Here is a 25,805-nt window from a genome sequence, read left to right as displayed (position 1 = left end):
GTTAAACCTGAAATGTCACTCTGACTCTGAGACCTGGATGGTTATCTTCCAGCGAAATACTGGCGTTGTGTCGCGATAGAATCGCCTTGACCATGGAAAGCCCCAAGCCGGTACCCTGCTGATGGCGGCTGGGATCCAGCCGCACCAGACGCTCAAAGACCCGCTCACGTTCAGCCTCCGGGATCCCGGGACCATTGTCGCTGATGATGACCTGGTTGACTTGCTGCGAGATGGTGATACAGGCACCCTCGCCCGCATAGCGAATGGCGTTGTCGACCAGGTTGAACAGCGCCTGGAACAAGAGGTGTTTGTCGCCTGTGATATGGCAGTCCTCACTGGTTTCCAGCTTGAGCTGCTGGCCTTCTGCCTCGGCCAGCACGTCGGCCATATCCAGCAGATCGGTGCACATCTGCTGCAAGCTGAAGCTCTCCAGCTCCAGTTTTTGCTGCCCTTCTTCAATGCGGGTCAGCGACAGCATGGCGTTGAAGGTCGCCAGGCAGTGATCCAGCTTTTCAATAAGAATCGCGCTGCGCTCCGGGATCTCTTCCGCCGGATATTGCGGCAACTGCTCCAGCCCTATCCGCAGGTGCGACAATGGCGTGCGCAGGTCATGGGCAATATTGTCTGTCACCCCGCGCACTGCCGTCAGGTTGTGCTCCAGGGTATCCAGCACCCGGTTGAACTGGCGCGCCAGCATGTCGAATTCATCACTGTTGCGACTCACCGGCAGGCGGGTGTTGTAGTAACCTCGCTCTATGCGTTCACTCAAGCGGTTGTATTGCACCAAACGCCTGAGCAGCGCCTTGGAGAACAGGTATCCCATGGCCAAGGTCAATACCACGGTCAGCATCACGGCGGTAGCCGCTGCGCTGAGGAACTTCTCGATCAGCGTCGCCAGGTGGTCGGTACGGGTAGCGATCAGCACAGGGCCATAGCGGGTCATCACCACGCCGCCTGTGAGAATATGCAGCTTATCCGGGCCACCGGTGAGAATGGGGAAATCGCGGGTTCTGGGTAGCAGCGGCATATTGTCGGGCATGAAGGTCAGCGCCCCCACCATATCCGGGCTACCCTGCCAGGCTATAAGTGCGGTTTGTGGATCGGCGGCGCGAATTTGCGCCGCAAAACTGCGTTGATCCACACTCAAGGCCAGCTGTTGATAGCGCTGCGCCTCCGAGGCCAAGTGTTTCTCAACCTGAGACTGCTGCTCTGTCACCAGCTGTTGATAGAGGGCAAACAGCAAGGCGCCGATGATCAGAGTCACCAGCACAGAGAAGAAGATGGTGATACGCCATACGCTGCTCTGGTAAGGCTTAATGGCTTTGGCGGAGACGATAACCAGCCCCTCTTATGGTTTCAATCAGCTCGCCGTGACCCAGCTCTTCAAACTTGCGTCTCAACTTGGCGATATGCACATCGATAACATTGGTTCTGGGATCAAAGTGGTAGTCCCATACGGCTTCAAACAGCAGGGTGCGGCTGATCACCTGGTTGGCATGTTCCATCAGGTACTTGAGCAGCTGGAACTCCTTGGGCTGCAACATCAGCTCAGTGCCGTCCAGGGTCACTTTACGGGTCAGCAGCTCCATCTCCAGCAGACCCACCTTGAGATCTGTCTTGGCCGGCTGTGACTGGCCGCGCAGCATCAGCTTCTCGGCCCGCACCAGCAGCTCGGAGAAGGCAAACGGCTTGGTCATATAGTCATCGCCGCCGGCGCGCAGTCCCTTGACCCTCTCGTCGACATGGCTGAGCGCCGAGAGGATCAGTACTGGGGTCTGATTGCCGGTGGCCCGGAGCGCCGCCAGCACCTTGAGGCCGTCGAGCCCGGGTAACATGCGATCCAGTATTACCAAGTCATACTGACTACTGGTCGCCAACAGCAAACCCTGATGACCATCGGCAGCAGTTTCAATATTGTGTCCCTGCTCCAGGAAGCCTTTGACGATATAGTCCTGTGTGGTTGCGTCATCTTCGACCAGTAGTATCTTCATTGTCAGTCCCATTTCAGTAGAGGCAATGGCCGCTGTTTTTCGATATCAAACGCCAGCTTATGCTTGCCTCGTTCATCCATTACTTTCAGCTCCAGGTAGGCAATCCCCAGATCTTTATCCAGTTGGGCTTCCAGCAGATGAGCATTGCTGTTTTGCATTGCCATTTCCACCAGTTGGGAAAAGCTGAGCTGCTTCTTGACCAGGAGTTTGACCACTGCCAACTCGGCCATATCGTCTGCCTCGAGGCGTTCGACTTTGCGCTTGAGTACTTCGCCGTTGCTGGCGAGTATATCCAGCTCCGTAGTTGTACGATCATCCGGGTTTATCAGGTCAATTTCATAGACCAAGACCCCATTTTCCACATCGGTTTCAAACTCGACGATCACCCCGGGAAACTGGGACTCAATACGCTGCATCAGCTCTATGGGTTGAATGCGTTCATTATCATTCAACAATTCCAGCAGCGAGGGAGCCGCGACTGCCACCGAAGAAAACAGTACCAGCCCCGCCAATAAACGTCTCATTTTGCCTCCATCCGAGCGCTGGCACTGAAGGCCAGCCACTCATACAAGCCATGGTTCATTTTGCAGTTTCACCAACTAGAGTGATACTTTCAATTTCAACTTCCTTGCCGTCCCACTCCTTGTCGACCTCACCGGTCAGTTTCACCAGAGTGCTTTCTTTCACATCGGCATTGATATTCCGCCAAAGGTCATGGTCGATTTCGACTTTAACCTCTCCGGAATCATCACGGAACAAGTAAGTTTCGTCGCCCAGGCTCTTCACCAGATAACCTGTCAGCTCCACCTGGGTGTCATCGTTGGCCTGCTCGACCTGAGACGCTGTACTAACCCGATTTTCGGCTCCTGGACCGGTATAAGCGGCAAGAGCAGCGGCACTGCAGAATGAGGATAATACCAATAAATAAGCTAACTTTTGCATCTTGTTTCACTCCTGTGGTTGTTTCAATGGCTGCAGTATAGATTTCAGCACTTGAAGCCAGGATGGAAGCAAGATTAAGTTTTGATCATCTAGTTAACAACAGGCACAAAAATGCAGCCTTTGTCAGCGCTCGAGGATATGAATTTGTTCGGATTTGAGCGCGACTTCGGTCTGCATACCGGCAACCAGCTCCAACTTGCGCGCCAGATGTAACGGCACTTCGGCGCTGAGAGTCTGATCCACGCCTTCGATTGCCGCCAGCAGGCGCACAGATTCGCCCATTACCAGCAGGGATTCGAGCCTGACATTGAGTTTATTGAAGCTGCGGCACAGGCGGCCACGGCTGATGGAGTTAAATCTGACGCCTTGATTGGGCACCACCCAGCGCACCTTGTCTCCCGGATTCAGGCGCGCGTCATAGTCACAGGCAATCAGTTGCTCGCCAAACTTGAGCCAGGTGAGTTGCCGCTCCTGCTCCAGGGCCACCACTTCGGAGTCAAACAGGTTTCTCAGGCCCATCTGCCGGGCAACCGCCTCGTTGCGGGGTTTAGCCAACACTTCATGGGGCACACCCTGCTGCAGCAACTGCCCTTGACTGATAAGCACCATGCGGTCGGCCAGCAACAAGGCTTCGTTGAGGTCATGGGTCACCATGATCACCGGAATATGCAGCTGCGACTTGAGCCGCGCCAGCTCCAGATACAGGCGCTCACGGGTCTCGCGATCGACCGCGGAAAAAGGTTCATCCAGCAGCAATACCGAAGGCTCACGCGCCAACGCTCTGGCCAGCGCCACCCTTTGTCTCTGGCCACCGGACAACTGCTCCGGCAAACGATCCGGCAAACCGTGCAAATTGACCCGCTCCAGCCAATCCAGCGCCCTGGCCCGGCGTTCTGCCTTGGGCAGATGATCCAGCCCGGCGATTACATTGTCGACCGCACTCAGGTTGGGAAACAGGCCAAAATGTTGCGGCACAAACCCCAGATGGCGCTGCTGCGGGCTCAGGTTCACCGTCTCGGAAAACCAGGGTTTATCACCATAGCGGATGCTGCCGGATTGCGGCTTATTGAGACCGGCAATCATCCTCAGCAGCGTGGTCTTGCCGCCACCGGAAGGCCCCACCACGGCCAGGACTTCACCGGCACGGCAAACAAAGTCGGCCTGCAGTGGAATCCCCTTGGTTTGATGGATGCTGACATGCAGATCTGTCGGGGTCATTTCAATCTCCCGAGCCGCCGCGACAGCCCTGTGGTCAATGCCAATGTGGTGATGGCAAATAGCAAGAGTACCAGCGACATAGTACCGGCAGAGGCGAAGTCAAACGCCTGGACACTGTCGTAGATGGCGATGGAAATCGTCTTGGTCTCTCCCGCGATGGAGCCCCCCATCATCAGGACGACACCAAACTCGCCGAGCACATGGGAGAAACACAACACCAGGGCCGTCAAAATCCCCGGCCACACCAAGGGCAACTCCACCTTGAACAGCTGTTTGGTGCGACTCATGCCACAACAGGCGCAGGCATCGCGCACATCCTGAGGAATAGCTTCAAAGGCTCTTTGAATAGGCTGCACCGCAAAGGGAATATTGACCAGTACCGAGGCGACCACCAGGCCGGAGAAATGAAATACCAGCTGCACTCCCAGGGTTTGCTGCAGCCATTGGCCAAGCCAGCTTTCACTGCCAAGCCCTACCAAGAGGTAATAGCCTATAACCGTGGGCGGCAACACCAGGGGCACCATGATCAGCGCCTCTACCCAGGACTTACCGTGAAACTCACGATAGGCCAGCAAGCGGCTCAACAAGATGGCAAGCGGCAAGAGCACCAAGACACTGATGGCAGCCAGTTTGACCGAGAGCCACAGCGACTGCCAATCCATTCAGCCTCCCTCGGGCAAGGCAAAGCCATAGGCGCTGAACACTTGTCGCGCTTCCTGCCCCTGCAGATAGTCATAAAAGGCTTTGGCATCGTCGCTGGCTTTCTCAAGCAGTACCATGCGCTGGGTCAGCGGGGCATGGGAGTCTACCGGCAACGCCAGATAGTGACCTCTCGCCTGAAACTGCGGCGCCACTGCCAGCGACAGGGCAACTATGCCGCCCTGAGTCGAACCACTCAAGGCAAACTGCGCCGCCTGGGAAACGTTTTCGCCATAGATGAGGTTGGCCTGCAACTCCTGCCACAGGCCCTTTTGCTTGAGCAGCGCACGGGCGCGTTCGCCATAGGGAGCATGATCCGGGTTGGCGATGGCAAAGCGCTTGATCTGCCCGGCGGCCAGTGCTTGTTGCAGCCCCAGTAACTCTTGATCCAGTTTCAGCGGTGAATTCTTGGGAGCCACCAGCGCCAAGCGCCCGTAAGCGTAGACCACCCCCTTGTCACGGGTGATGCCGGCATCAGCCAGCGCGTCAACATAACGCTCGTCGGCCGAGAGAAACAGCTCGAACGGCGCACCATGTTTTATCTGCGCCACAAAGTTACCGGATGAGCCGTAGGAGATCTTGAGTTGGCGTCCTGTCTGTTGCTGATAACGCTCGGCAATATCATCCAGGGCAAACTTGATATTGGCCGCCGCAGCCACATGAACGCTTTGCGCCGCCGCAGCCGGCAGACACAGACTGAGCAGCGCCAGCGCGGTCAGCACGGCCCTGGTCGTCGAATTCAGCAATCGCTCCAATAGCACCATCACAAGCTCCGGTTACTTTTCCCAGGCCTTGGCGGCCTGCTCGTCGGCATCGCGGGCCTCAACCCAGTGTTGACCACTCTCACCGGCTTCCAGTTTCCAGAATGGCGCCTTGGTCTTGAGGAAATCGATGAGAAACTCACAAGCCGCAAACGCCGCCTTGCGGTGGGCACTGCTGACACCGATAAACACTATCTGCTCGCCCAAATGCATAGTGCCAACCCGGTGAATTATGGTCAGCTGATTCAGCGGCCAGCGCTCACGGGCTTGAGTGGCTATTTGCCCCAAAACGGCTTCTGTCATCCCGGGATAGTGTTCCAGCGTCAGGTCGGTAACCGCGCTGCCATCGTTGAAGTCGCGCACCTTGCCAACAAAGGTCACCACGGCGCCGTCGCTGTTGTCGGCGGCGATGCGGGCATATTCGGCCGGGACATCGAAGTCGGCGGTTTGTACCAAAATACGATCGCTTTGCATCTCAACCTCCGGTTACCGGTGGGAAGAAGGCCACCTCGTCACCCGCTTTGATCTCTGTATGCCAGGGGCTGAGGGTTTGGTTGACGGCCACCAGCAGTTTGTCGGACGCCATCACTCTGGCCCACTTGTCGTCTGTGGCCGCCAATTGGGCACGCAGCGCCTCGGCCGTCAAACCCGGCTGGCTCTCGACGTCAATGGCAGCCGTTCCCAATAATTCGCGTACTTGAGCAAAAAACAGCACTTTAATCATATCGTTACACCTTAAAATGACCGGATTTACCACCGCGTTTTTCCAGCAGTCTTACCTGGGTAATCACCATATCCTTCTGCACCGCTTTACACATATCGTAAATAGTCAGTGCCGCAACCGAGGCCGCCGTCAGGGCTTCCATTTCAACCCCGGTTTTGCCAGCCAGCTTACACAGGCTGGTGATCCTGACCCGGTTTTGCTCCGGCTCGGCCTGTAGATCCACCTCGACCTTGGTCAGCATCAAGGGGTGGCACAAAGGGATCAGCTCTGAGGTTTTCTTCGCTGCCATAATGCCGGCGATTCTGGCGGTGGCGAACACATCGCCCTTATGGTGGCTGCCACTCATGATCATCTGCAGCGTCTCAGCAGACATCTCAATATAGGCCTCTGCACGGGCTTCGCGCTCGGTGATCGACTTTTCGGTCACATCCACCATATGGGCGTTGCCATCGGCATTGATATGGGTAAAGGCATTAGTCATCTATAGCAACCTTTTTCAAATGGGATACGAAGTTACAGGGCCGGTGCCGGGCATCCGGCTGCTCTTTGAGGATCTTGTTCCAGGCCGTACGGCATGCGCCGGTGGAAGCGGGCAGACAAAACAGCGCCGTTTGATTGGCGATATTCAAAGGCTCAAAATGGGTATGACTGCAATGTCCCATGTCAGTTCCTGCTGCTGAATGCTACCGAGATGGCGATGATAGTATCTGACGCCCAAACGAGCGGCCACCCTCAACCGCCGATAGAGGCCAGGTGTTGGGTCACACCGGTAATACCTTGGTGCAGATAGTGAGTCTCTTTCTTCTGCTGCAACTGCTGATGCAAACGGGCAATCAACTCATCCTGCTGTTCAGGACTCTGAAGCAGATCACGAAGATCGACACCATGTTCGGTGAACAGACACAGGTGCAGCTTACCCTTGGCAGAAACCCGCAACCTGTTGCAGCTGGCGCAGAAGTTTTTGGCATAAGGCATGATGAGCCCGATACGGCCACGATAATCAGGATGGCTGAAGTTTTGCGCCGGGCCATCTTCGGCCGCGGGCTGATCATACTGCCAACCTTCGGCCTCGAGTCTGGCCTTGATATCGGCTCCGGCCAGGTGATGCGCCTTGAAATAGTTGTGCCCCAACCCGGTTTCCATCAGCTCGATGAAACGCAGATCTATGGGGGTATGTTTGATCCAATGCAGGAAACACGGCAGATCCTTGTCGTTGAGATCCTTGAGCAGCACGGCGTTGATCTTGACCCGCTCAAAGCCGGCTTCCAGCGCCGCATCTATACCGCGCATGACCTCATCGAACTTGTTCTCGCCGGTGATCTGATAAAACATCCTGGGGTCCAGGCTGTCCACAGACACGTTAATCCGCCTCAGCCCGGCGTCGTACCACTCTTTGGCGTGCTTCTCGAGCCTATAACCATTGGTGGTAGTGGCAATAGTGTGAATTTCGCTGTTGTCGGCAACTGCGCGGATGATATCGGTAAAGTCTTTGCGCAGTGTAGGCTCGCCACCTGTGATCCGCACTTTGCGGGTACCTACTTTGGCGAAGGCGGCAACCAGATTCTCAATCTCGCTGAGCGTCAGAAAAGAGGGCTTGCCCTCCGGGCGATAACCATCCGGTAGGCAATAACTGCATTTGAAGTTACAGACGTCAGTGACTGACATCCGCAAATAGTGAAATCTTCGACCAAAATTGTCTTGTAACTGGGACATGATCACCTTTCCAAGTCAGGGAGGTGAGGGCATTTCTTTGCTCACCCCGGTGGCAAAATTGCCACGGCTAAAGGACCATATCTTCACTGACGTAGGACCAAAAGCTCGGAGAACCGTCTGCGCCAATTATAGGACGAAAAGGGGGGCGAACCATACCCCTAAAAATGTATTTCCCGACTTGGCTCAAATCTGCGTGGACTTTTTGTGACAGGTCTCACTCAGAAATTTCATCGAATCCCTGTGCCGCTTTCCGATCAAATACTGTGCCCTGGATGGATTTTCAGGTAAGGTTGGAGCTGGATAAAAATAAAACACCCGTTTACATCGGGGACTTTGAAGGATAGAGGTGACATGATGGAACGCGAATCAATGGAATTCGATGTTGTTATCGTCGGTGCAGGTCCCGCCGGACTGGCTACGGCTTGCCGTTTGATGCAGATCTCCAAAGACAGCGGCAAAGAGATCAGTGTCTGTGTGGTCGAAAAAGGCTCTGAAGTTGGCGCGCATATTCTCTCCGGCGCCGTCTTTGAACCCAGCGTATTGGAAGAACTCTTCGGTGACTGGAAAGAGTTGCGAGCGCCCCTGCATACCCAGGTTACAGAAGATGAAATCTATCTGCTCAAGTCGGCCGAAGATGCCAGACATCTGCCCAACAGTCTGGTACCCAAGACCATGCACAACCATGGCAACTATATTATCAGCGTCGGTAATCTCTGCCGCTGGATGGCCGAGCAAGCCGAAGGCCTGGGAGTGGAGATATTCCCCGGTTTCGCCGCCAGCGAGCTGTTGTTCAATGAAGATGGCAGCGTCAAGGGCATACTGATTGGCGACATGGGCATAGGAGCCGATGGCCAGCCCAAAGACAGCTATATGCCGGGCATGGAATTACACGCCAAATATACTGTGTTTGCCGAAGGCTGCCGCGGCCATCTGGGCAAGCAGCTGATAGAAAAATTCCACCTGGATAACGGCAAGACACCACAGCACTACGGCATAGGCTTCAAAGAGATTTGGAAGATCCCGGCCGAGCAACACCAACAGGGTAAAGTGGTTCACAGTGGCGGCTGGCCGCTGTTGGAAGGCGCCAGCGGTGGTGGTTTCCTCTACCATATGGAAGACAACCAGGTTGCCGTGGGGCTGATCATCGATCTCAACTACAAGAACCCGCATCTGAGCCCTTTCGATGAATTTCAGCGTTACAAGACCCACCCTGTCATCGCCAAGACCTTAAGTGGCGGCGAACGTTTGAGCTATGGTGCCCGCGCCATCACCAAGGGGGGGCTAAACTCTCTGCCCAAGATGAGCTTCCCAGGCGGTCTGGTAATAGGTTGTGATGCCGGGACACTCAACTTCGCCAAGATCAAGGGTACCCACACCGCCATCAAGAGCGGTATGCTGGCGGCCGAGACTCTGGCCGAAGGCCTTATTGCCGGGGTTGAAGGCGGAAAAGATCTCGACTGCTTCCAGGAACGGCTGGAACAGAGCTGGCTCTTTGATGAGCTTTACCGCTCCCGTAACTTCGGCCCGGCCATGCACAAGTTCGGCACTTTCCTGGGTGGAGCCTTTAACTATATCGATCAAAACTGGTTTGGCGGCAAGTTCCCTGTGACCCTGAGAGATGAGCATCCCGACTATGCCCAGATGGGTGAAGCCAGCGCCTACAGCAAGATTGACTACCCCAAGCCGGATGGCAAGCTTAGCTTCGACAAGCTCTCTTCAGTGTATCTTTCCAATACCTTCCACGAGGAAGATCAGCCCTGCCATCTGCGTTTGAAAGATGCCAACATCCCTATTGCGGTCAACCTGGTGAAATACGATGAACCGGCGCAGCGTTACTGCCCTGCGGGTGTCTATGAGGTGGTTGAAGACGAGGGGCAACCCAAGTTTGTGATTAACAGCCAGAACTGCATTCACTGCAAAACCTGTGACATCAAGGACCCCAGCCAGAACATCACCTGGGTGACGCCCGAAGGAGGCGGTGGTCCCAACTATCCCAATATGTAATTGATTAACCTAAACCACAAAAACGCGTCTTTATAAGGCGCGTTTTTTTATTTACCGAACGCAACATTAGGCTCTATTGAAGGAAGGGCAATTTTTAGTCATAATCCCGGTTCTACAATAAGATCCAGCCCCATAAAACAGCTGGCATACCTATACTCTACAAAGACTTAAGGGAAAGTCCCTGCCACTGTGTTAGCTCGCGGCCGTAACCAACGCCGGCTAATTAATGCTGTTGTCCACATTAATAAGGATATGGATAGGCGATCGCTATGAAACTCATGCTTACCATCAAACAAAAGATTTTACTGACGGTGACTCTGGCCGTGCTGATGTCGACTATTTTAGTTGGTGTGCTCAGCCAGCGCAGTGCCCGTGAAGTTGTCGAACAACGTATGCTCGGTTCCGAGCTGCCCAGCTTGATGCTGCAGATCCGCAATAAGTTGGATCTGGAGATCAGTACACTGATGAACGGTGCCGAGCAACTTGCCCACAGTCAGATGCTCAAACACTGGTTGGAACAGGGGCGTCCCGAAGCCGAAGTCCCCTTGGTCATCTCACAACTCAAGGACATGACCCGTCAGTATCATTTGGCGCAAGCCTCCTACGCCGACCGCGAGACGGCGGCCTATTACACCCAGGACGGTTTCCTGCGGATCCTCAATCAACAGCAGGACGGCTGGTTCTTCAACTACAGAGACAGTCGCCAGGAACGCATGTTGAATGTGTTCACCGAAGCCAACGGCGAGGTCAAACTCTTCATTAACTATCAACAGCCCAACGGTCGCGGCCTGGTGGGGCTGGCCAAGTCACTCGACGATATGGTGCGCCTGCTCAACTCCTTCAAGATTGAGCAGAGCGGCTATGTGTTCCTCACCGACAATCAGGGCAAGATCCAACTGCATCCGGACAAGAATCTGACAGGCAAACGTAACTTGCAGGATCTCTACCCAGGCAATGTCAGCAAACTGTTGAATAAGAGCGACTTCCAGTTGCTCGAAACCGAAGTCAATGGTACCGATATGCTGGTTGCCAGCAGCTATATTCCGTCAATGGATTGGTATCTGGTGGCTCAGGTTCCTCAAGGGGAAATCTTTGCCCTGTTGCAAGAGGCCGCCTACCAGATTCTGTTATGGACAGCATTGATTGCCGCCGGCTTCATCTTCCTGGCTGTGATAGTGGCCGGCTCTGTTAGCCGCCCCATCAGCAAGGTGGCGGAAATGTTCCGCGACATAGGCGAAGGCGAAGGCGACTTACGCCAACGTCTGCCGGTCGAGGGTGAAGATGAAATAGCCCAACTGGCCAAGGGCTTCAACAGCTTTATCTCCAAGATCCAGGACTCTGTGGTCGAAGTGGCCGCCACCAGCGAACAGTTGGGGTTATCAGCCAAGGATGTCTCGGCGCAGGCCCAGCAGACCATGAGCGACAGCCAGGATCAGAAAGACCGCACCATGATGGTGGTGACCGCCATCAACGAAATGGGGGCAACCGTTAACGAGATTGCCGCCAATGCGGCCCAGGCGGCGGTAACAGCCAAAGATGCCGACAGCGAATCGGCCACCGGCCAACAGGTGGTGACCCGCGCCCGGGATACCATTAACCAGCTGTCGCAGGATGTGGCTCAGGTCGGCGAAGTAATCGAGTCTCTGGCGACCCATACCAAATCCATCGGCGGCATTCTGGATGTGATCCGTGCCATCTCGGAGCAAACCAACCTACTGGCACTGAATGCCGCCATCGAAGCGGCTCGGGCCGGTGAAGCCGGCCGTGGTTTTGCGGTCGTGGCCGATGAAGTCCGAAACCTGGCTTCCCGCACCGCGGCCTCAACCGATGAAGTGCAGGTAATGATAGATAAGTTGCAGGCCGAAGCCGCCAGAGCCGTCAGTGCCATGGAGCTGAGCCGTAATCGCTCCCGTGAAGGCGTTCAGGCCGTGGATGAAGCCAGCCAGGCGCTCAGCGGTATTTCAGGACAAATTGCCCAGATAAGCGATATGAATATCCAAGTGGCGGCGGCCACAGAGGAGCAATCCACTGTAGTGGAGGATATCAATCGTAACGTCAGTGAGATCAATGAGATAACCCAGCGCACAGCCGAGACCGCCGAAGCCGCCGCAGCAGCCAGTGACGCACTCAATAATCTGGCCCATAGGCTGGATACCTTAGTCGCCCGCTTCAAGGTTTAACCTCAGGTTCCCCAACGGCAGCCTTGCAACTGCCGTTGGGAATACTGAACCTAATTCCCGTAAAGCCTTGAGTACACATGCAACTCCTGAATCTTGCTGCTGATTGGTATAACATAGCCGCAACTATCTTTCGGCTAATAAAAGAGTATTCATGGAACCACAGATAGAATGGGTGCTGTCACATATCGCCTGGCTGATGTTTATTCTGGCAGGACTCTTCTTTGTCTTGCAGCTTTGGCGTTGGCAGCAACTGTTGAAACATATACGGGTTCAGTATCCTGAACTGGCTCATACAGATGAAAATAATTCACCAAATATAGCGATAAGAGTCAAACAGTCGCTGGAGTCTGGCACTCTGGCCAACAGCCAGGATCCTGTGATTATTCGTTATCAGAAACAACAGAGCAGCCTTAGACTGATAATGGCTATTCTGTTGACCATAGGCTTTGTAATGGCCATATTAGAGTGAGCTAAAACCCGTTAAGCCCAGCGCTATTCAAGACAGACTATAGATGAATATCAGTTATCTATGGCCTGTGTTTACCAACCCAAAGTTCTGCTAGTGTTCCAAGGTTATTGTTTGGGCCAGGGAAAACTCACCTCAGGCTGCTCGCCATAGCAGGTGGGGCGTCTTGGGCAAACTGCACCTCTGGAGCAGATCAATCTGGCATCGCCGGCGATACCACGCTCGACCCAATTAATATTGAGTATCCGCGCTACTGTCAGCAGTTGCTGTTTTATCTTTCTGGGAATGGCACCTTCTCCGCCCTGCTCGACACAAGCTTGTTTAAGATCTTGCGCCAATGACAAGGCATCCTCCCCTTGGGCCTCAATGGCAGGATTGAGATCTATTCCGGCACAGAGCACATGATGATTACCGGCCAAGTCTTCTACCTTGACCGATTCACAGCAATAGATCCTGGGTTGTTGCTCCACATCCAAAATGGATATCTGCGCCGAACTGCCCTCCTTGGGCTCGGTGATCATCCGAAATACCGCCCAGTGCTGACAAGGGTCGGCCACCGCCCGCATATTCCCCCAGGGTAGCGGAATACCGTTGCCCCGATACACAGCTTTTAGCTTGCCCGGAGCATAGGCATCGAAATAATGCCAGTGAGGATAAGGTGAAACCACTGTCATACGCCGCATCGCTACCGAGGGAGAAACCCCCGCCAGCCGGTGAGCATCTATCTCGTAGCCGTATCTGTCCAGCAGTTGCCTGAATGCTACTTTGGGGCAGAGCAAGGCCCCGGCAAAGAAACTGGCCTCAAAGCCACGCCAGGCCTGGAGAATATCCTGGGCATTGAGAGACGAACTCTGGATCTGGGGATCGGTTTCACTGAAACCACTGCGGCCCACGGTCAAAACATTGCTCAGCCCATCGCGATTGTGCAGCACACAGTGACCTATATGCACCGCCAAATCATACTTGAGCCTGGTTGGTTGAGACTTAAGGATCTCGTTGAGAAATAGCGTTCCCGGCGGCTCCATGTAGGAAGTCACCAACTCCCCGGCACTGATCCCCTGGGCATCCGTCAGCAGTTTTGCCGGCCGGGCGAACCATTGGATCTTCAGTCCCTGCGTCGCGGCGAGATCCAGCATCTCTTCTACCGACAAGGGTAGACGTTTCTTACCCACCTCTTCGGCGGCCCGTTCCAGATCGGGGAAATGGTTTTGATGGTGTTCCTGATGGGCGCGGATCAACAGGTGGGCAAACTGGCGGCCGCTGATCCCCGTTTGTGACAGCATCTCGGGAATGGCTATCTGCAAAATATCATTGGAAAACAGGAAGCCCGGCTCCAGCGGCATACCACTGACACCACCGCGCCGCCCCTTGTCCGGAGTGATAGCCTGCTCCTCCGGCGCATCGTCCAGAAACCAACTCACCTCTTTCTGAAAAACTGCGGCTATGACCGCCAGCATACCAGCGCTGGGAACACGCTTGCCCCTTTCGATCATCGACAGGTATGACACAGACGGCGCCGACTCAGGATCGACCCTGACACAGCGTGCCGACAAGTCTTCCATAGTTAAGTGATTGCGCTTTCTGAGGTTTCTTATTTTAGTACCCAGAAAATGTGACTTACGGATCAGGCTTTGGTCTTGGCGCATTTTGTAAAATTCACACTGTAAAATTTTTATTGTGAAATTGTAATCAAAAAAACGCTAGCCTACAAATTAAGCAATTCACAGGAATTGTCCGGCCATGAGGCGACAGTGCCATCAGGTCAAGGAAAGCAAAACACGAGGGCGAGACGATGAACATCTCCACTATGCAGCAAAAAATCAATCAAGAGCACAACCCTTTCATCGCCGAAGCCGTCTTTGCCGTGGAAGCACTCGGTGAACGCCATATCGCCGACAAGATGGCCAATGCCAAGCAACTGCTTGACCGGCTGTTCCCACTGGCAAACGGCTCACATGCCGAGGTGGTTTGCTATGTGGTCTACTATCAGCATCTCTTGGCCTGCTTTGCCGATGGCAGCCAGTGTGGCCTCAAACAGCCACAACAGTTTGTCGCCCTGAGCGGCCACCGCAGCGAGCCAGAAGCCATACTGCTCAAGGATGATTGCGGCTGTCACCTGGAACTGAGCTTTGACCGCCAAGGCTGCATCGGCAGCCGCGACTGTGCCGCCATTGAAGACATTCAGCTGGAACGCTGTCTCATCGATGGCCGCTGCCAGGACAACAGACTCAAACGTGAGTGGATTAGCCTGTTGCATAATGATGGCGGTCAACCACGCAGCAACAAGAGTTGCAAACGCTTTACCACCAAAGATGGCCATGAATATCAGTTGTCTTCACGGGTCTAATCGCAACAGAGCGTCATAGGCACTTGGCCTTATTAGACACAGCAAAAGGCACAGCAAACTTCTGCCAGAAATGACATAAACTCGGGATCGGGGAACTGGCTTCCCTGATCCTGTTGTCTTAGTCAGAGATTCAGTAAAACTTACGCTGGACATTAAGTTAATTTTAGTTTTCCTAGCATTTTGCCTCACTTATACTAACGCTCCCGGAATCTTGCTATCTCTTGTCCATGAGCCAACTGCAGAAAAAGTGGCTGTTTTGCCTGCTTGCCATCGCCTGCCTACACCCCGCAATCTCCTCACCTCTGGCACTCTTGGTGGGATTTGTGCTGGCTAATCTCGGCTGGTTGCCATCGGACTGGGATCTGGGGAAACTGACCAAAAAACTGCTGGCCATCTCCATTGTCGGTCTGGGTTTTGGCATTCCGCTGCAACAGGCGATCGACGCCTCTGTGGGCAACTTGCCGTTAATCCTGGGATCAATATTGCTGACCCTGCTGGCGGGCACTGCGTTGACTCGGGTTTTGGGATTGGATAGACGAGTCGGTCACTTGATTGCCAGTGGCACGGCCATCTGTGGTGGCAGCGCCATCGCCGCGGTGGCACCGGCTATCAATGCCCGCAACGAACAAACCGCCATTGCACTGGCCTGCGTCTTTGTACTTAACTCGGTTGCCCTGTTTGTTTTTCCCGTGATAGGTCATCTACTGCAGCTGAGCCAACATGACTTCGGAGTTTGGAGTGCCATCGCCATTCATGACACCTCGTCCGTGGTGGGCGCCGCATCCGCCTACGGTGAAGAAGCACTCAAAACGGCGACCACCATCAAACTGGCACGTGCCTTGTGGATAGTGCCTCTGGCGGCAATCAGCGCCTTGTTGTTTGGTGGCAAGGGTAAACTCAATATTCCCGGGTTTATTCTGTTTTACTGCCTGGCTATTGCCATCACCAGTTTGTTACCTCAGGGCCAATTTATCTATCAGGAGCTATTTGAGCTGGCGAAGCGTACCCTGGTGGTGTGTTTGTTCCTGATTGGCTGTGGTATCACCTTCAGGAAACTACAGCAGAGTGGTAGTAAGCCCTTACTTCTTGGAGTGACTCTCTGGCTGTTTATCGGCAGCTCGTCTCTTGGCTATATTCTCTGGCAGGGTTGAAAACAGGTAACAAAAGCCTGCGAAGGCGCTGAGTTCTATCAGAGCCCGCAACAAGCCTTGGGTCTGGGTCGATGCCAGTACCACCAGTAAGAGAAACAGCAGGATATAGCCAGGCTTCACCGCCACCTCCACAGTTAAATAATGCCGCTATTATTGGTGTCTGTGGAGCCTGGGTGCCAATATCGATTCTCAATAATAAAGAACCCAAAGCACTAAGAAAAAATTTTTTATACCTTTTTATATGCATTAACTGGCAGGAAACCCGCCCTCTGTGACGGGGATAGCCTGGTAGCAAGGAGGAAAGTTACCGGGGAAAATGCCTAATCCTACTTGCTCAGCCGCCGCAGGATTAGCTTCAAGAAACGCGTGTAAAGTCGCTTCAAAACGACAGATGCCAACCGCGTCTTAGGCCGCCTGTGAAGTATCGGCGCTAGCAACGGGTTGAATAAAGTCTTCCATAAACCAGGCACAGAAGGTATGGCGGCCATCAACATCCGCCTTGGCGTAAATTGCCGATGCCTGCTGCCGCACCGTCTTCTCCTTGGTGCTGCGAACACTGGCAATCTCTTTGAAACTCAAGCCCTTCAACAGTAATAAAGCCACTTCCTGCTCACTGCGGGTCAGCGACCAGAGCTCAAATTGTTGCTGTACCGCCTGGGTGTATTCCTGGCGGGCGGCTTGCATTCGACTGGAGATATTGCAGATCCTGGCATCGGCATTGGCCAACTTTGACTTGAGTAACTGCATCTCGCGGCTGCGGCGGATCAGATCAACACTGATATACAGGGCACCACAGGCGGAAAGCGCCACCAAAATGCTCTCCTGCACTATGTGATAAGTCGGCACACCAAGTTGCATGTCTGACAACACATCCAGCAGATTCAGCGTCATGATCACACTGAGCAGCACTATCATCACCAGATCCTTCATTGACGCAACTCCCGATTAATAAGCTTAAAAAACAAGCAGTTAACTTATGGTACATATGTCCCATAAGTGCAAATATGATACAGGTTGCCGAAGACGACAGGCCAAATCAGTGCCAGGCTGGCGGCTGGTATTTCCCCAAGAGACACTCCCATGAAAATCCGCCCCCTCTATCTGGGTTGTAGCCTGCTGTTAATGGTGTTTCAGCTGAGAGCGGCCCCGGAAACAGACAGAGATGCCCTGCTGGCCCTGAGTCAAAACAGGCTGCACACATCTTCGGCACAATTGGCTCCAATATATCACAGCTCGGACTGGCTGACAGGCTTGCCAAGCATCAGTTTGAGCCATCTTGGCAGCCTGGAAAGCCACAACAGCTATGAGCAGGAGCTCTCGCTCAACCTGCCTTTTCAGTCGCCGGCCATGCAGCGCCAGAATGCCAAACTCAAGCCCATTAACGAACGCATGCTGGAATTGCAGAGCCAACTGCAGCGCCTCTATCTCTCTGGCCTGTTGCGTCAGTATTGGTGGCAACAGGCACAAGCCGAGCAGGAGCTGGCGCAACTGCGCCACAAGCAACAGGTATTGCAGCAACTGCTGCAGCGGCAACAGGCCCTGAGCCGAAGTGGTGAAATGCCGGCAACTGCGGTACTGCTGCTAAAACGTGAACTGCTGGAGCTGTCGCTCACTAAACTCCCACTGGAGCAGCAACAACAAGAAGCCAACGAGGCACTCAAGCGACTGACCGGACTGCAACAGCTGCCATCGCTGGATGAAAGTGACACCCCACTGCCGGATGATGCCGGAGCCGGGCATCCCATGTGGCAATTGCTGGCGCTGCAGCAGCAACGTCAGCAGCTCACCACAAACGCCCAACTCGAAGGAGATGACACTCCTTGGCTGGTGTCTGTCACGGCCAAAAACACTGCAACTCTGGGACAGGATGAACAGTCTCTGGGTCTGGCACTGGAGATCCCCTTGCCTGTTGGCAACGGCCTGAGCCAGCAACAGCTTGGCGAGTTGCAGCAACAAAGGCTGCAACTGGAGCAACAGCAACAACAGCAGTTACTGCAGAGCCAACTGCAGTTGCAGCAACTCAAACGTCGTCAAGCCCAGCTACAACAAGAGCAGCAAGGGCTGGAACAAGCCGTGCAGCTGAGCAAACAGCTCAGCCAAACCCTGCTGACCACGGCCGAACAAGGCCCAGCCCAGTATGAGTCCTGGCTGCGGCGCCATCTTGAGGCCCTGGATACCCAAGCCAGGCTGTCGCTCAACCGGCTGGCACAAGCCCAGCTGCATTCCCAACAACTGCAAGCGCTCGGAGTTACCCTATGACCGCTAAAACCCTGGTTGGCACATTGGTGTCGACACTGTTCTTCTCCCCGCTGTGGGCGCAGGAAATTTCGGTTGCTGACCTAGGCAAGCTGACACTCAGCTTCACCTCAGTGAACCAAGTACAACAGATAGAGGCAGCCCCTGTACCGGCAATATTGGCGGCTCAGCCCGGCAGCAGCTTCTATCTCACGGCACCGGAAACCATCCAACAGCGACGCTGGTTGGTGGCCGAAGGAGAATGGGTCGATGAAGGCCAAGCGCTGGTGCAACTTAAGGGCGCCGAAATTGCCCACTTTCAGCTGCAATTTGCCGCCGCCGAAGCGGCATTCAAGCTCGCCAAGCAACGCTATGATCGCAACCAAAAGCTGCGGGCCAACGGCGCCATAGGTGCCGAAACCTGGTCGCAGATAAGCCGGCAGTATTTCGACACCTTGCTGCAATATGAACACCTACAGCATTTCAGTGAATTGCTTAAGCCGGGGGAGAGTCCTGAGACTCTGATATTGCACGCGCCCATGGCCGGATTGCTGCAATACGGCGATAGCAGTGAACCGCTGATGAGCGGCGCCCCACTGCTGGGGATACTGCCCGCCGACGAACTCAGGCTTAAACTGCGTTTACCCCTGGCCCAGAAAGACAGTGTCAATGCCGTGATGGCCGGAGAGTGCCAACTGCAGATAAGTCGCAAGGACCAGCTGGCCAAACAGGGCTTTGTCGACGCCTGGAGCCAGGCCGTTCCCCCAAGCTGCGGCCTGCAACCCGGGCAGCAACTACAGGTTATTCCGCTGCAGGCCATCAATGCCTTGGTGGTGCCCAAACAGAGTCTCTATTCCTGGGGCACTGGCAGCCAGGTGCTGAGTCACAGCCAAAACAAGCTGCGGCCAACCGATGTGCAAGTGCTAGGTGCCAGCGCCGACAGCTACTTCCTGGCGCCCAATGAGACACTGGTCGGTGCCGAGGTGCTGAGCGACTCAGTGGCGGCCGTCAAAGGCATACTCCTGGGTTTGGGGGGCGAATAGCATGCTCAGTGCCATTATCCGTTTCTCCCTGACTCAAAGGCTGTTTACCCTGATAACAGCGCTACTGCTCTGCGGTGCCGGCGCCTATTCCTGGCTGGGGCTGCCGCTGGACGCCTTTCCGGATATCTCGCCAACCCAGGTGAAAATCATCCTCAAGGCTCCCGGCATGACAGCCGAAGAGATAGAGGCCCAGGTGACAGTACCGGTTGAGACTGAGCTACTGGGGATCCCCAAGCAGGCGATACTGCGTTCCACCAGCAAGTATGCAATTACCGACATCACCCTGGACTTCAACGAAGGCACAGATATTTACTGGGCCAGACAACAGGTGAGTGAACGCTTGGCGGCGGTATGGGACAAGTTGCCCGCCGATCTGGAAGGCGGCGTTGCCCCCATGAGCACCCCGCTCAGTGAAATCTTCATGTTCTCGCTGGAGAATCCCTCGCTGTCGCTGCTGGAGCGCCGTCAGTTGCTGGAATGGGAAGTCAGGCCGCTGCTGCGTACCGTGCCCGGAGTCGCCGATGTCAACATTCTCGGCGGTTTTGCCAAGACACTGCAGATCACCCCGGATCCCGTCGCCCTGGCTCAGGCCGGTATCAGCCAGGAAGAGTTGATAGCCCGTATCGAGAGCAACAACAGCAACACGGGTGCCGGACGCATCACGCTAGGAACAGATAACCTGACGGTTCGCACCGAAGGGCGCATCGACTCGCTGGAAGCCCTGCAACAACTGGTGATTGCCACCAATCAGGGCGGCAGCTATCGCCTGCAAGACCTCGCCCGGGTCGAAATTGGCCATCTCAGCCGCTACGGCGCCGTGACCCGTAATGGTGAAGAAACCACAGAGGCCTTGATCGTCGGTCTCAAGGATGCCAATACCGATCAGGTCATTAAACAGGTACGGGAAAAGCTTGCCCAGATAGAAAAGACCCTGCCTCCAGGCAGCCAGCTGAATGTGTTCTACGACAGGGCCAACCTGATAGGCACAGCCATAGGCACCATTTCAGATGCCCTGTTTGAAGCCGTGGTGTTGGTTATTCTGTTACTGGCGCTGTTTCTCGGCAACTTGCGGGCTGCGCTGGTAGTATCACTGTCGCTGCCACTGGCGGCACTGGCCACCTTTATGCTGATGCGCTACTTCAATCTGTCGGCCAACCTGATGAGCCTCGGCGGCCTGGTGATCGCCATCGGCATGTTGGTGGACTCCTCCGTGGTGGTGGTGGAGAACATGGTCAACCAAATTGCCGGTGGCAAACGCCTGCCCAGGCTGCACCTCATCTACCGCGCCACCAAGGATGTGGCCGTGCCTGTGGTGTCCGGCACCCTGATAGTGATCATAGTCTTCTCACCGCTGCTGACCCTCAGTGGCCTCGAAGGCAAACTGTTCACCCCAGTGGCTATCACCATAGTGTTTGCCATGCTGTCGGCACTGGCACTGTCGCTGACGGTGATCCCCGTGCTGGCCTCCTATCTGGTCAATGAAAAAGCGGCCAACGAACCCAAGGCCATTGGCTGGCTCAAGGCGCGCTACCTGCTCAGTCTGCAGTGGGTGTTCCAGCACGGTAAGGCTTTTTGCGCCACGGCACTGGTGGCACTGGTACTGAGCCTGGGGCTGTTTACTCAGGTGGGTAAAACCTTTATGCCGACCCTGGATGAGGGTGACATTATTCTGCAGTTGGAGAAGTCCCCGTCGATTTCGCTGCAGGCCTCACTGACACTGGATACTCAGATAGAGCAGCACCTGCTGGCCACTGTGCCCGAAATACGCCAGTTGGTCGCCCGCACCGGTGCCGATGAACTGGGGCTGGATCCCATGGGGCTGAATGAGACAGATGTCTTCATGGAACTTAAACCCGTTGAAGAGTGGCGCTTTGCCAGCAAAGAGGCGCTTATCGATGCCATACGCACCGAAGTGCTCAAGTTTCCGGGGATCAATTTCAACTTCACCCAACCAATCCAGATGCGGGTCTCCGAGATGCTTACCGGCAGCATAGGCGATGTAGCGATTAAAATTTTCGGTGAAGATCTTGAGACGCTTTCAAGATTGGCCAGTGAGACGGCACACCTGACCAGCGCCACTCGCGGCAGCCAGGATGTCAAAACCGCCATGACCGAAGGCAGCCCCTTTATCAACCTCCGCCTCAAGGAAGGTTTGGCCCGCAGTTACAACATGAGTGCCGATGAGTTTGGCCGATATCTCAAGAGCCAACTGGAAGGTCTTGCCATAACCGAGATAATCCAGGGCAAGAAGCGAACTCCCGTGCTGATCGCCCAGGCAGCAGATGGTATCAACAGCCTGCCGCAACTGGAGCAAAGGCTATTGGTAATGCCGGATGCCAGCCTCAGGCCCCTTGGTGAACTGGCGCAAATAAGCTATCGCGAAGGGCCGATACTGATTGAGCGCGAGCAAGGCAACCGTTTTGCCGTGGTCACCACCAATGTCAGCGGCCGCGATATCGTCGGCTTTGTTGAAGAACTACAGGGCAAGCTGGCGGCTGAGCTGTCTCTGCCCAGCGGTTACAGCCTGAATTTCGGCGGCGAATTCGAGAACCAGCAACGGGCGACCCGTAATCTGCTGTTGGTGGTGCCCGTGGCGCTGATGCTGATCAACCTGATCCTGTTCACCACCTTCGGCAATATCTCCAAAGCCTTGCTGATCCTGGCCAACGTCCCCTTTGCCATGATGGGCGGTATCTTCAGCCTGTTTATCTCGGGCGAATACCTGTCGGTGCCGGCCTCAGTGGGCTTTATCGCCCTGCTGGGGGTAGCCGTGCTCAACGGCGTGGTGATGGTCAGCTACTATGAACAGTCGCGGCATCTGTTTGCCAGCCTCAGTGAGCGGGTCGAACAGGGGGCCGCCCGCCGACTGCGGCCGATTCTGATGACGGCCACCACCGCCATGTTCGGCCTGATCCCGCTGGCCTTTGCCACCGGGCCCGGCGCCGAAATTCAAAGACCGCTGGCAATCGTGGTCATAGGCGGGCTGATCACCTCCACTATCACCACCCTCTATTTGTTGCCACTGCTGTATCAAACCCTGGAGAAACGCCAATGAAACAACTCTTGGTGCTGATAGTGCAGCACAATCTAAAAGACGATGTGGTCGACACCCTGATGTCGCTGGACTACCTATCAGGCTTCAGCCTGATCAATATCTGTGGCTTCAGCCGCGAACACAGCCACTTCAATCTCAAGGAACAGGTGGAAGGTTATCGGGAATTCTACAAATTTGAGGTGATGCACCCGCAAGAGTCACAGCAGGCGCTGCTGCAGACCTTGGCGGAGGTCTGCCGCCACAACCCCTGCCGCTATTGGATAGTACCGATAGCGACAGACGGCGTGCTGGGTCAGGACTGACGGGGTTTGAGCCAATACTGGCCGGCGATGGCCAACAGGCAATAGCCGAGGAAGAACCAGAAGCCCGACTCCAGGCTGGCGTGGGTGTGAACCAAATCCCCCATGCCGGCCGAGGCGTTGCCGGCCATATAGGTGATGATAAGTGCCACCACAAATACGTCGGCCATGGACCATTTGGCAATGGCCGCGGTAATACTGTCGATGATCTGCCGCACCTTACTGGACAGCGGCGCCTGAGCCAGCAGCATCAGCCCCAGCTTGCAGGCCGGCACTATCACGGAAAACAGCATCACCAGCGCCGCCACCAGGGTATTGCCGTGTTGATGCAGCTCGGTCACTGTACCCCAGATACTGCGGGTCTTGTTGAACACCTCCATTTCACCCTGAAGATTATTCAGCCCCAGCATACCGCTAATCATCGCCAGCATTCCCCTGGCACTGTCGCGTCCGGAACCATCACTGACGGCTTCGGCAATCATGTCCAACCCGGCTTCGGTCAGCTCGGCCTTTTCCACCGTGCCGCTGACACTCAAAATAGGTTGAGTCACCCCGGGGAGCAGCAAGGCCAGCGACAATAACAGGGTCATGATAGGTAAAATTCGGCGCATCGGGGTCACTCCACAAACTCAACAAAAAGGCCCACCACTCGGTGGGCCCATCAGTTTACCCAGTTTACCGCCAGATCAATAGAAGGGCTTGGGGTCGACATCCAAAGAGCTGGGCGATACACCTCTGTCTATGTTGAGATCAGACTTTTGCAGATCCACCATGGTCACATCGGTATATCGCTTAAACTTCAATGAATAGAAGCATTTGACTATGGGGTGCAACACGTCCCTGTCTTTGGATTCCCAGACTATGCCCACTCGGCCATCGGACAGTTGCACCAATGAACCGACCGGATAGACACCGATACAACGGATGAATTCGTACACCAGGCTCTCATCCAGATGAAAGGGCGTCAGACTGAGCAGAATCTTAAAGGCGGCTGCCGGGCTCATCGCCTCTTTATAGCAGCGGGTGGCGGTAAGGGCATCATAGATATCCACGATACAGCTCATACGCCCATGCAGCGGCAATGCATCTCCTTTCAGGCCCCTCGGGTAACCACGGCCGTCAAGTTTTTCATGGTGCATCAGACACACATCCTTGCTCACTTGAGACAAGCCCTTGGCCTGTTCCATGATCTCGATGGCGTAGGCCTGATGCAGCTTCATGTGCTCAAACTCTTCCGGCGTCAGCTTACCCGGCTTGTGCAGTATCTTGTTATCCACTTTGATCTTGCCGATGTCGTGGAGAATACCGCCGATGGCCAGCTGTCTGAGCATCTCGCGATCTAGCTTGAGATATTTACCGAAGGTGATCAGCAGGAAGGCAACATTGACCGAATGTTCCAGCAGGTACGCATCTTTGGATCTCAACGCAGAAACGCACTTCATCGCATCCGAGTCGAGCATCACCGACTCGATCATATTGTCTGCCAGTGCCGCAAACGGCTCGACTTCTATCGCCTTGCCTTCGAAGGTTTCACTGAGGACTTTGCGCACCAAGCCCTTGGCTTCTGTCAGTAGCTGTTTGGCCTGACCTATTGCCAATTGATGGTTCACCGAGGTTTTACGGGGAGGGTGATTGAAGACGGGGCGTTGTTTTTTCAGGCCACAGTTGTCGCTGGAACGCTCCACATCGACCCAGACAAAGCGGATGCCGCTGTTGCTGAGTTTAGTGATTGCCTGGCGGCTCCTGATCTGGCCGGCATTGGCGACGGCCAATTGGCCGTTGTTCTCAATGGCCGAGACATACATGCCTATCCCCAATTGAGTGACGGGCAACTTCAAAAGGGCTGCTGTCGATACCACATCGGTCATTCTTTCACTCCGGTAAATGCTTTTGGCCTCAATCCGAAAAACGTTTGCCTGGGGTTAACGACTCTCCGACAAATGTCACTCGGCTTTGCCTTATTTTAGAAGCCAAAGCCGGAAATGCCTATGCATCCTGGGGGGTAAAATTTGTCTTTATGATGCCAATCTCATTCAGATATTGGGCCAAGACACTGAAACCCTTCACTCAACCAACGGCGATACTGGCAGTTGTAACAGGAGCGGGTCACATCATCTATCTGTTCATCTTCGTCATCTTCGGCAAAACAAACACACTGGCCGGCAACCTCTCGGGCGGCCTGCAGATTGCTGCTGCCACCGAGAAACAGGCGTTTGCCCTGCTTTAGTTCAAACCATTGCTGCATTCAGAACTCCTTCAGCTGCTGTTTACCGGCATTGTGCCACTCGGCGCCACGTTTGCTGACCAGGAGGGCAAACTTATGCTCGGCCCACACCGCTTTGACCTTGCCGCTGAGCCAGACAGTGTCGGTTTCGGGCAACCACTCACCATCTGTGGTCAATACGCCATCCAGCTCAGAGCGATTTAGTATGTCGGCAACGCTGAAGGGCGCCGCTTCACCTGTCTGGCCAAATTTCAGTTGGCCTTTCACCCGGCCATCATTCCCTGTGAGCCTGAGCCCGAGGCCCGCGAGCGCGCCGATAACACCCTGCCCTGTGCCGCCGTGCTCGCTGAGACTGATACCCAAGTGTTCGGCCAAGCCGTAGGCTTGCTCCTTGGTCTTGACCTTTTGCTTGGCCTCACGGCCAAAAGCCATCAGTGCGTCCTGGCCGCTGAAATCGGCCAGAGACAAGAGCGCCAACCCAGGGTCGGCGGCGCTGGCTGATTCCCTGAGAAGATGAGCTATGGCCACCTCACGTATCGCCTCCAAGGTAAGCTCGCCACGATAACCAAAGCACATGGCACTATTATGGGAAGTGTAAGGAATATCCGGATGCACATAGAGCTGATGCCGGGTCACCAGGGAGGTTTGCCCGCCTTGTTGGGTCAACAATTCAGCAATCTCGGAAGCGATCTCACCCGTGCCTTTGGTGCCAATATCATCGGTATCGTCTATACAAATCAGCCAATCTTTCAT

General features: G+C 54.9%; 26 protein-coding genes, 1 pseudogene and 1 riboswitch. Of the genes and pseudogenes, 9 read left to right on the top strand and 18 right to left on the bottom strand.

The window, feature by feature from the left end:
• Position 1: 1 nt before the first annotated feature.
• From ON072_RS00770 to moaA, 12 genes and pseudogenes are all read right to left on the bottom strand, one after another.
• A complete protein-coding gene (locus tag ON072_RS00770; RefSeq protein WP_261752884.1) occupies positions 2-1,264 on the bottom strand; it encodes a sensor histidine kinase in 1,263 nt (420 codons plus the stop codon).
• A gap of 49 nt (positions 1,265-1,313) precedes the next feature.
• Positions 1,314-1,991 carry a response regulator transcription factor gene (locus tag ON072_RS00765; protein ID WP_025009189.1) on the bottom strand — a complete coding sequence of 226 codons (678 nt, stop codon included), beginning with the start codon at positions 1,989-1,991 and terminating at the stop codon, positions 1,314-1,316.
• 2 nt (positions 1,992-1,993) lie between these two features.
• Positions 1,994-2,515, bottom strand: coding sequence for a PepSY domain-containing protein (locus tag ON072_RS00760; RefSeq protein WP_025009188.1), 522 nt, complete (start codon positions 2,513-2,515; stop codon positions 1,994-1,996).
• Positions 2,516-2,570: 55 nt separating this feature from the next.
• Entirely contained in the window at positions 2,571-2,933 is a 363-nt protein-coding gene (locus ON072_RS00755; protein ID WP_208148003.1) for a YgiW/YdeI family stress tolerance OB fold protein, read from the bottom strand.
• A 123-nt stretch (positions 2,934-3,056) separates the two neighbouring features.
• Positions 3,057-4,151: an ABC transporter ATP-binding protein gene (locus ON072_RS00750; RefSeq protein ID WP_096142166.1), complete on the bottom strand. Its 1,095-nt coding sequence runs from the start codon at positions 4,149-4,151 to the stop codon at positions 3,057-3,059.
• On the bottom strand, positions 4,148-4,813 hold the full coding sequence (modB, locus tag ON072_RS00745; RefSeq protein WP_025009185.1) for a molybdate ABC transporter permease subunit: 666 nt from the start codon (positions 4,811-4,813) through the stop codon (positions 4,148-4,150). The genes ON072_RS00750 and modB overlap by 4 nt, the downstream gene beginning before the upstream one ends.
• On the bottom strand, positions 4,814-5,614 hold the full coding sequence (gene modA / locus ON072_RS00740; protein ID WP_096142167.1) for a molybdate ABC transporter substrate-binding protein: 801 nt from the start codon (positions 5,612-5,614) through the stop codon (positions 4,814-4,816).
• 12 nt (positions 5,615-5,626) lie between these two features.
• Positions 5,627-6,085: a molybdopterin synthase catalytic subunit MoaE gene (gene moaE, locus ON072_RS00735; protein WP_025889201.1), complete on the bottom strand. Its 459-nt coding sequence runs from the start codon at positions 6,083-6,085 to the stop codon at positions 5,627-5,629.
• Between the two features lies 1 nt (position 6,086).
• Positions 6,087-6,335 carry a molybdopterin synthase sulfur carrier subunit gene (moaD, locus tag ON072_RS00730; protein WP_025009184.1) on the bottom strand — a complete coding sequence of 83 codons (249 nt, stop codon included), beginning with the start codon at positions 6,333-6,335 and terminating at the stop codon, positions 6,087-6,089.
• A 4-nt stretch (positions 6,336-6,339) separates the two neighbouring features.
• Positions 6,340-6,816, bottom strand: a complete 477-nt coding sequence (moaC, locus tag ON072_RS00725; RefSeq protein WP_025889198.1) for a cyclic pyranopterin monophosphate synthase MoaC — start codon at positions 6,814-6,816, stop codon at positions 6,340-6,342.
• Positions 6,809-6,958, bottom strand: a pseudogene (locus tag ON072_RS00720) (molybdenum cofactor biosynthesis protein); the annotation flags it as partial. The gene moaC and the pseudogene ON072_RS00720, both read right to left, overlap by 8 nt.
• Before the next feature lie 109 nt (positions 6,959-7,067).
• Entirely contained in the window at positions 7,068-8,048 is a 981-nt protein-coding gene (moaA, locus tag ON072_RS00715; RefSeq protein ID WP_261752863.1) for a GTP 3',8-cyclase MoaA, read from the bottom strand.
• Positions 8,036-8,171: riboswitch (molybdenum cofactor riboswitch) on the bottom strand. (Overlaps the previous gene by 13 nt.)
• 231 nt (positions 8,172-8,402) lie before the next feature.
• Between moaA and ON072_RS00710 the strand changes: the two genes are divergently transcribed.
• From ON072_RS00710 to ON072_RS00700, 3 genes are all read left to right on the top strand, one after another.
• Positions 8,403-10,052: an electron transfer flavoprotein-ubiquinone oxidoreductase gene (locus ON072_RS00710; RefSeq protein ID WP_261752885.1), complete on the top strand. Its 1,650-nt coding sequence runs from the start codon at positions 8,403-8,405 to the stop codon at positions 10,050-10,052.
• Between the two features lie 269 nt (positions 10,053-10,321).
• The gene (locus tag ON072_RS00705) at positions 10,322-12,232 is read left to right on the top strand and encodes a methyl-accepting chemotaxis protein (RefSeq protein WP_261752864.1); all 1,911 of its coding nucleotides are present in this window, start codon (positions 10,322-10,324) and stop codon (positions 12,230-12,232) included.
• 151 nt (positions 12,233-12,383) lie between these two features.
• Positions 12,384-12,701: a hypothetical protein gene (locus ON072_RS00700; protein ID WP_261752865.1), complete on the top strand. Its 318-nt coding sequence runs from the start codon at positions 12,384-12,386 to the stop codon at positions 12,699-12,701.
• A 104-nt stretch (positions 12,702-12,805) separates the two neighbouring features.
• On the opposite strand, the gene ON072_RS00695 is transcribed toward ON072_RS00700, so the two are convergent.
• Positions 12,806-14,344: a DUF3612 domain-containing protein gene (locus tag ON072_RS00695; RefSeq protein ID WP_144220766.1), complete on the bottom strand. Its 1,539-nt coding sequence runs from the start codon at positions 14,342-14,344 to the stop codon at positions 12,806-12,808.
• 146 nt (positions 14,345-14,490) lie between these two features.
• Between ON072_RS00695 and ON072_RS00690 the strand changes: the two genes are divergently transcribed.
• Together ON072_RS00690 and ON072_RS00685 are read left to right on the top strand one after the other, a co-directional pair.
• Entirely contained in the window at positions 14,491-15,045 is a 555-nt protein-coding gene (locus tag ON072_RS00690; RefSeq protein WP_025889195.1) for a hypothetical protein, read from the top strand.
• Positions 15,046-15,272: 227 nt separating this feature from the next.
• Positions 15,273-16,196, top strand: coding sequence for a YeiH family protein (locus tag ON072_RS00685; protein ID WP_208188295.1), 924 nt, complete (start codon positions 15,273-15,275; stop codon positions 16,194-16,196).
• A gap of 405 nt (positions 16,197-16,601) precedes the next feature.
• Here the strand turns inward: ON072_RS00685 and ON072_RS00680 are convergent, their stop codons facing one another.
• On the bottom strand, positions 16,602-17,126 hold the full coding sequence (locus ON072_RS00680; RefSeq protein ID WP_025009176.1) for a helix-turn-helix transcriptional regulator: 525 nt from the start codon (positions 17,124-17,126) through the stop codon (positions 16,602-16,604).
• 150 nt (positions 17,127-17,276) lie between these two features.
• On the opposite strand from ON072_RS00680, the gene ON072_RS00675 reads away from it, so the two are divergent.
• Genes ON072_RS00675 through ON072_RS00660 form a run of 4 tightly spaced genes read left to right on the top strand, consistent with a single transcriptional unit; the run spans position 17,277 to position 22,831 of the window.
• Positions 17,277-18,455 carry a TolC family protein gene (locus tag ON072_RS00675; protein WP_208141045.1) on the top strand — a complete coding sequence of 393 codons (1,179 nt, stop codon included), beginning with the start codon at positions 17,277-17,279 and terminating at the stop codon, positions 18,453-18,455.
• The gene (locus tag ON072_RS00670; RefSeq protein ID WP_261752866.1) at positions 18,452-19,474 is read left to right on the top strand and encodes a hypothetical protein; all 1,023 of its coding nucleotides are present in this window, start codon (positions 18,452-18,454) and stop codon (positions 19,472-19,474) included. The genes ON072_RS00675 and ON072_RS00670 overlap by 4 nt, the downstream gene beginning before the upstream one ends.
• 1 nt (position 19,475) lies before the next feature.
• The gene (locus ON072_RS00665) at positions 19,476-22,529 is read left to right on the top strand and encodes an efflux RND transporter permease subunit (RefSeq protein ID WP_261752867.1); all 3,054 of its coding nucleotides are present in this window, start codon (positions 19,476-19,478) and stop codon (positions 22,527-22,529) included.
• The gene (locus tag ON072_RS00660) at positions 22,526-22,831 is read left to right on the top strand and encodes a DUF3240 family protein (RefSeq protein WP_025009174.1); all 306 of its coding nucleotides are present in this window, start codon (positions 22,526-22,528) and stop codon (positions 22,829-22,831) included. The genes ON072_RS00665 and ON072_RS00660 overlap by 4 nt, the downstream gene beginning before the upstream one ends.
• On the opposite strand, the gene ON072_RS00655 is transcribed toward ON072_RS00660, so the two are convergent.
• The 4 genes from ON072_RS00655 to ON072_RS00640 form a co-directional block, all read right to left on the bottom strand.
• Positions 22,822-23,439, bottom strand: a complete 618-nt coding sequence (locus ON072_RS00655) for a paraquat-inducible protein A (protein WP_156018516.1) — start codon at positions 23,437-23,439, stop codon at positions 22,822-22,824. The two genes, ON072_RS00660 and ON072_RS00655, sit on opposite strands and share 10 nt — an antisense overlap.
• Positions 23,440-23,514: 75 nt before the next feature.
• Entirely contained in the window at positions 23,515-24,696 is a 1,182-nt protein-coding gene (locus ON072_RS00650) for an HD-GYP domain-containing protein (protein ID WP_261752868.1), read from the bottom strand.
• Between the two features lie 161 nt (positions 24,697-24,857).
• Positions 24,858-25,073 (bottom strand): hypothetical protein, encoded by a 216-nt coding sequence (locus ON072_RS00645; protein ID WP_025009171.1) that lies wholly within the window; start codon positions 25,071-25,073, stop codon positions 24,858-24,860.
• The gene (locus ON072_RS00640; RefSeq protein WP_261752869.1) at positions 25,074-25,805 is read right to left on the bottom strand and encodes a DNA-binding protein; all 732 of its coding nucleotides are present in this window, start codon (positions 25,803-25,805) and stop codon (positions 25,074-25,076) included.

It is taken from the genome of Shewanella sp. K8 (assembly GCF_028823715.1).
GTDB lineage: Bacteria > Pseudomonadota > Gammaproteobacteria > Enterobacterales > Shewanellaceae > Shewanella > Shewanella algae.
Note: the sequence above shows the minus strand (reverse complement) of the source record. Positions and strands in the feature narration are given on the sequence as shown.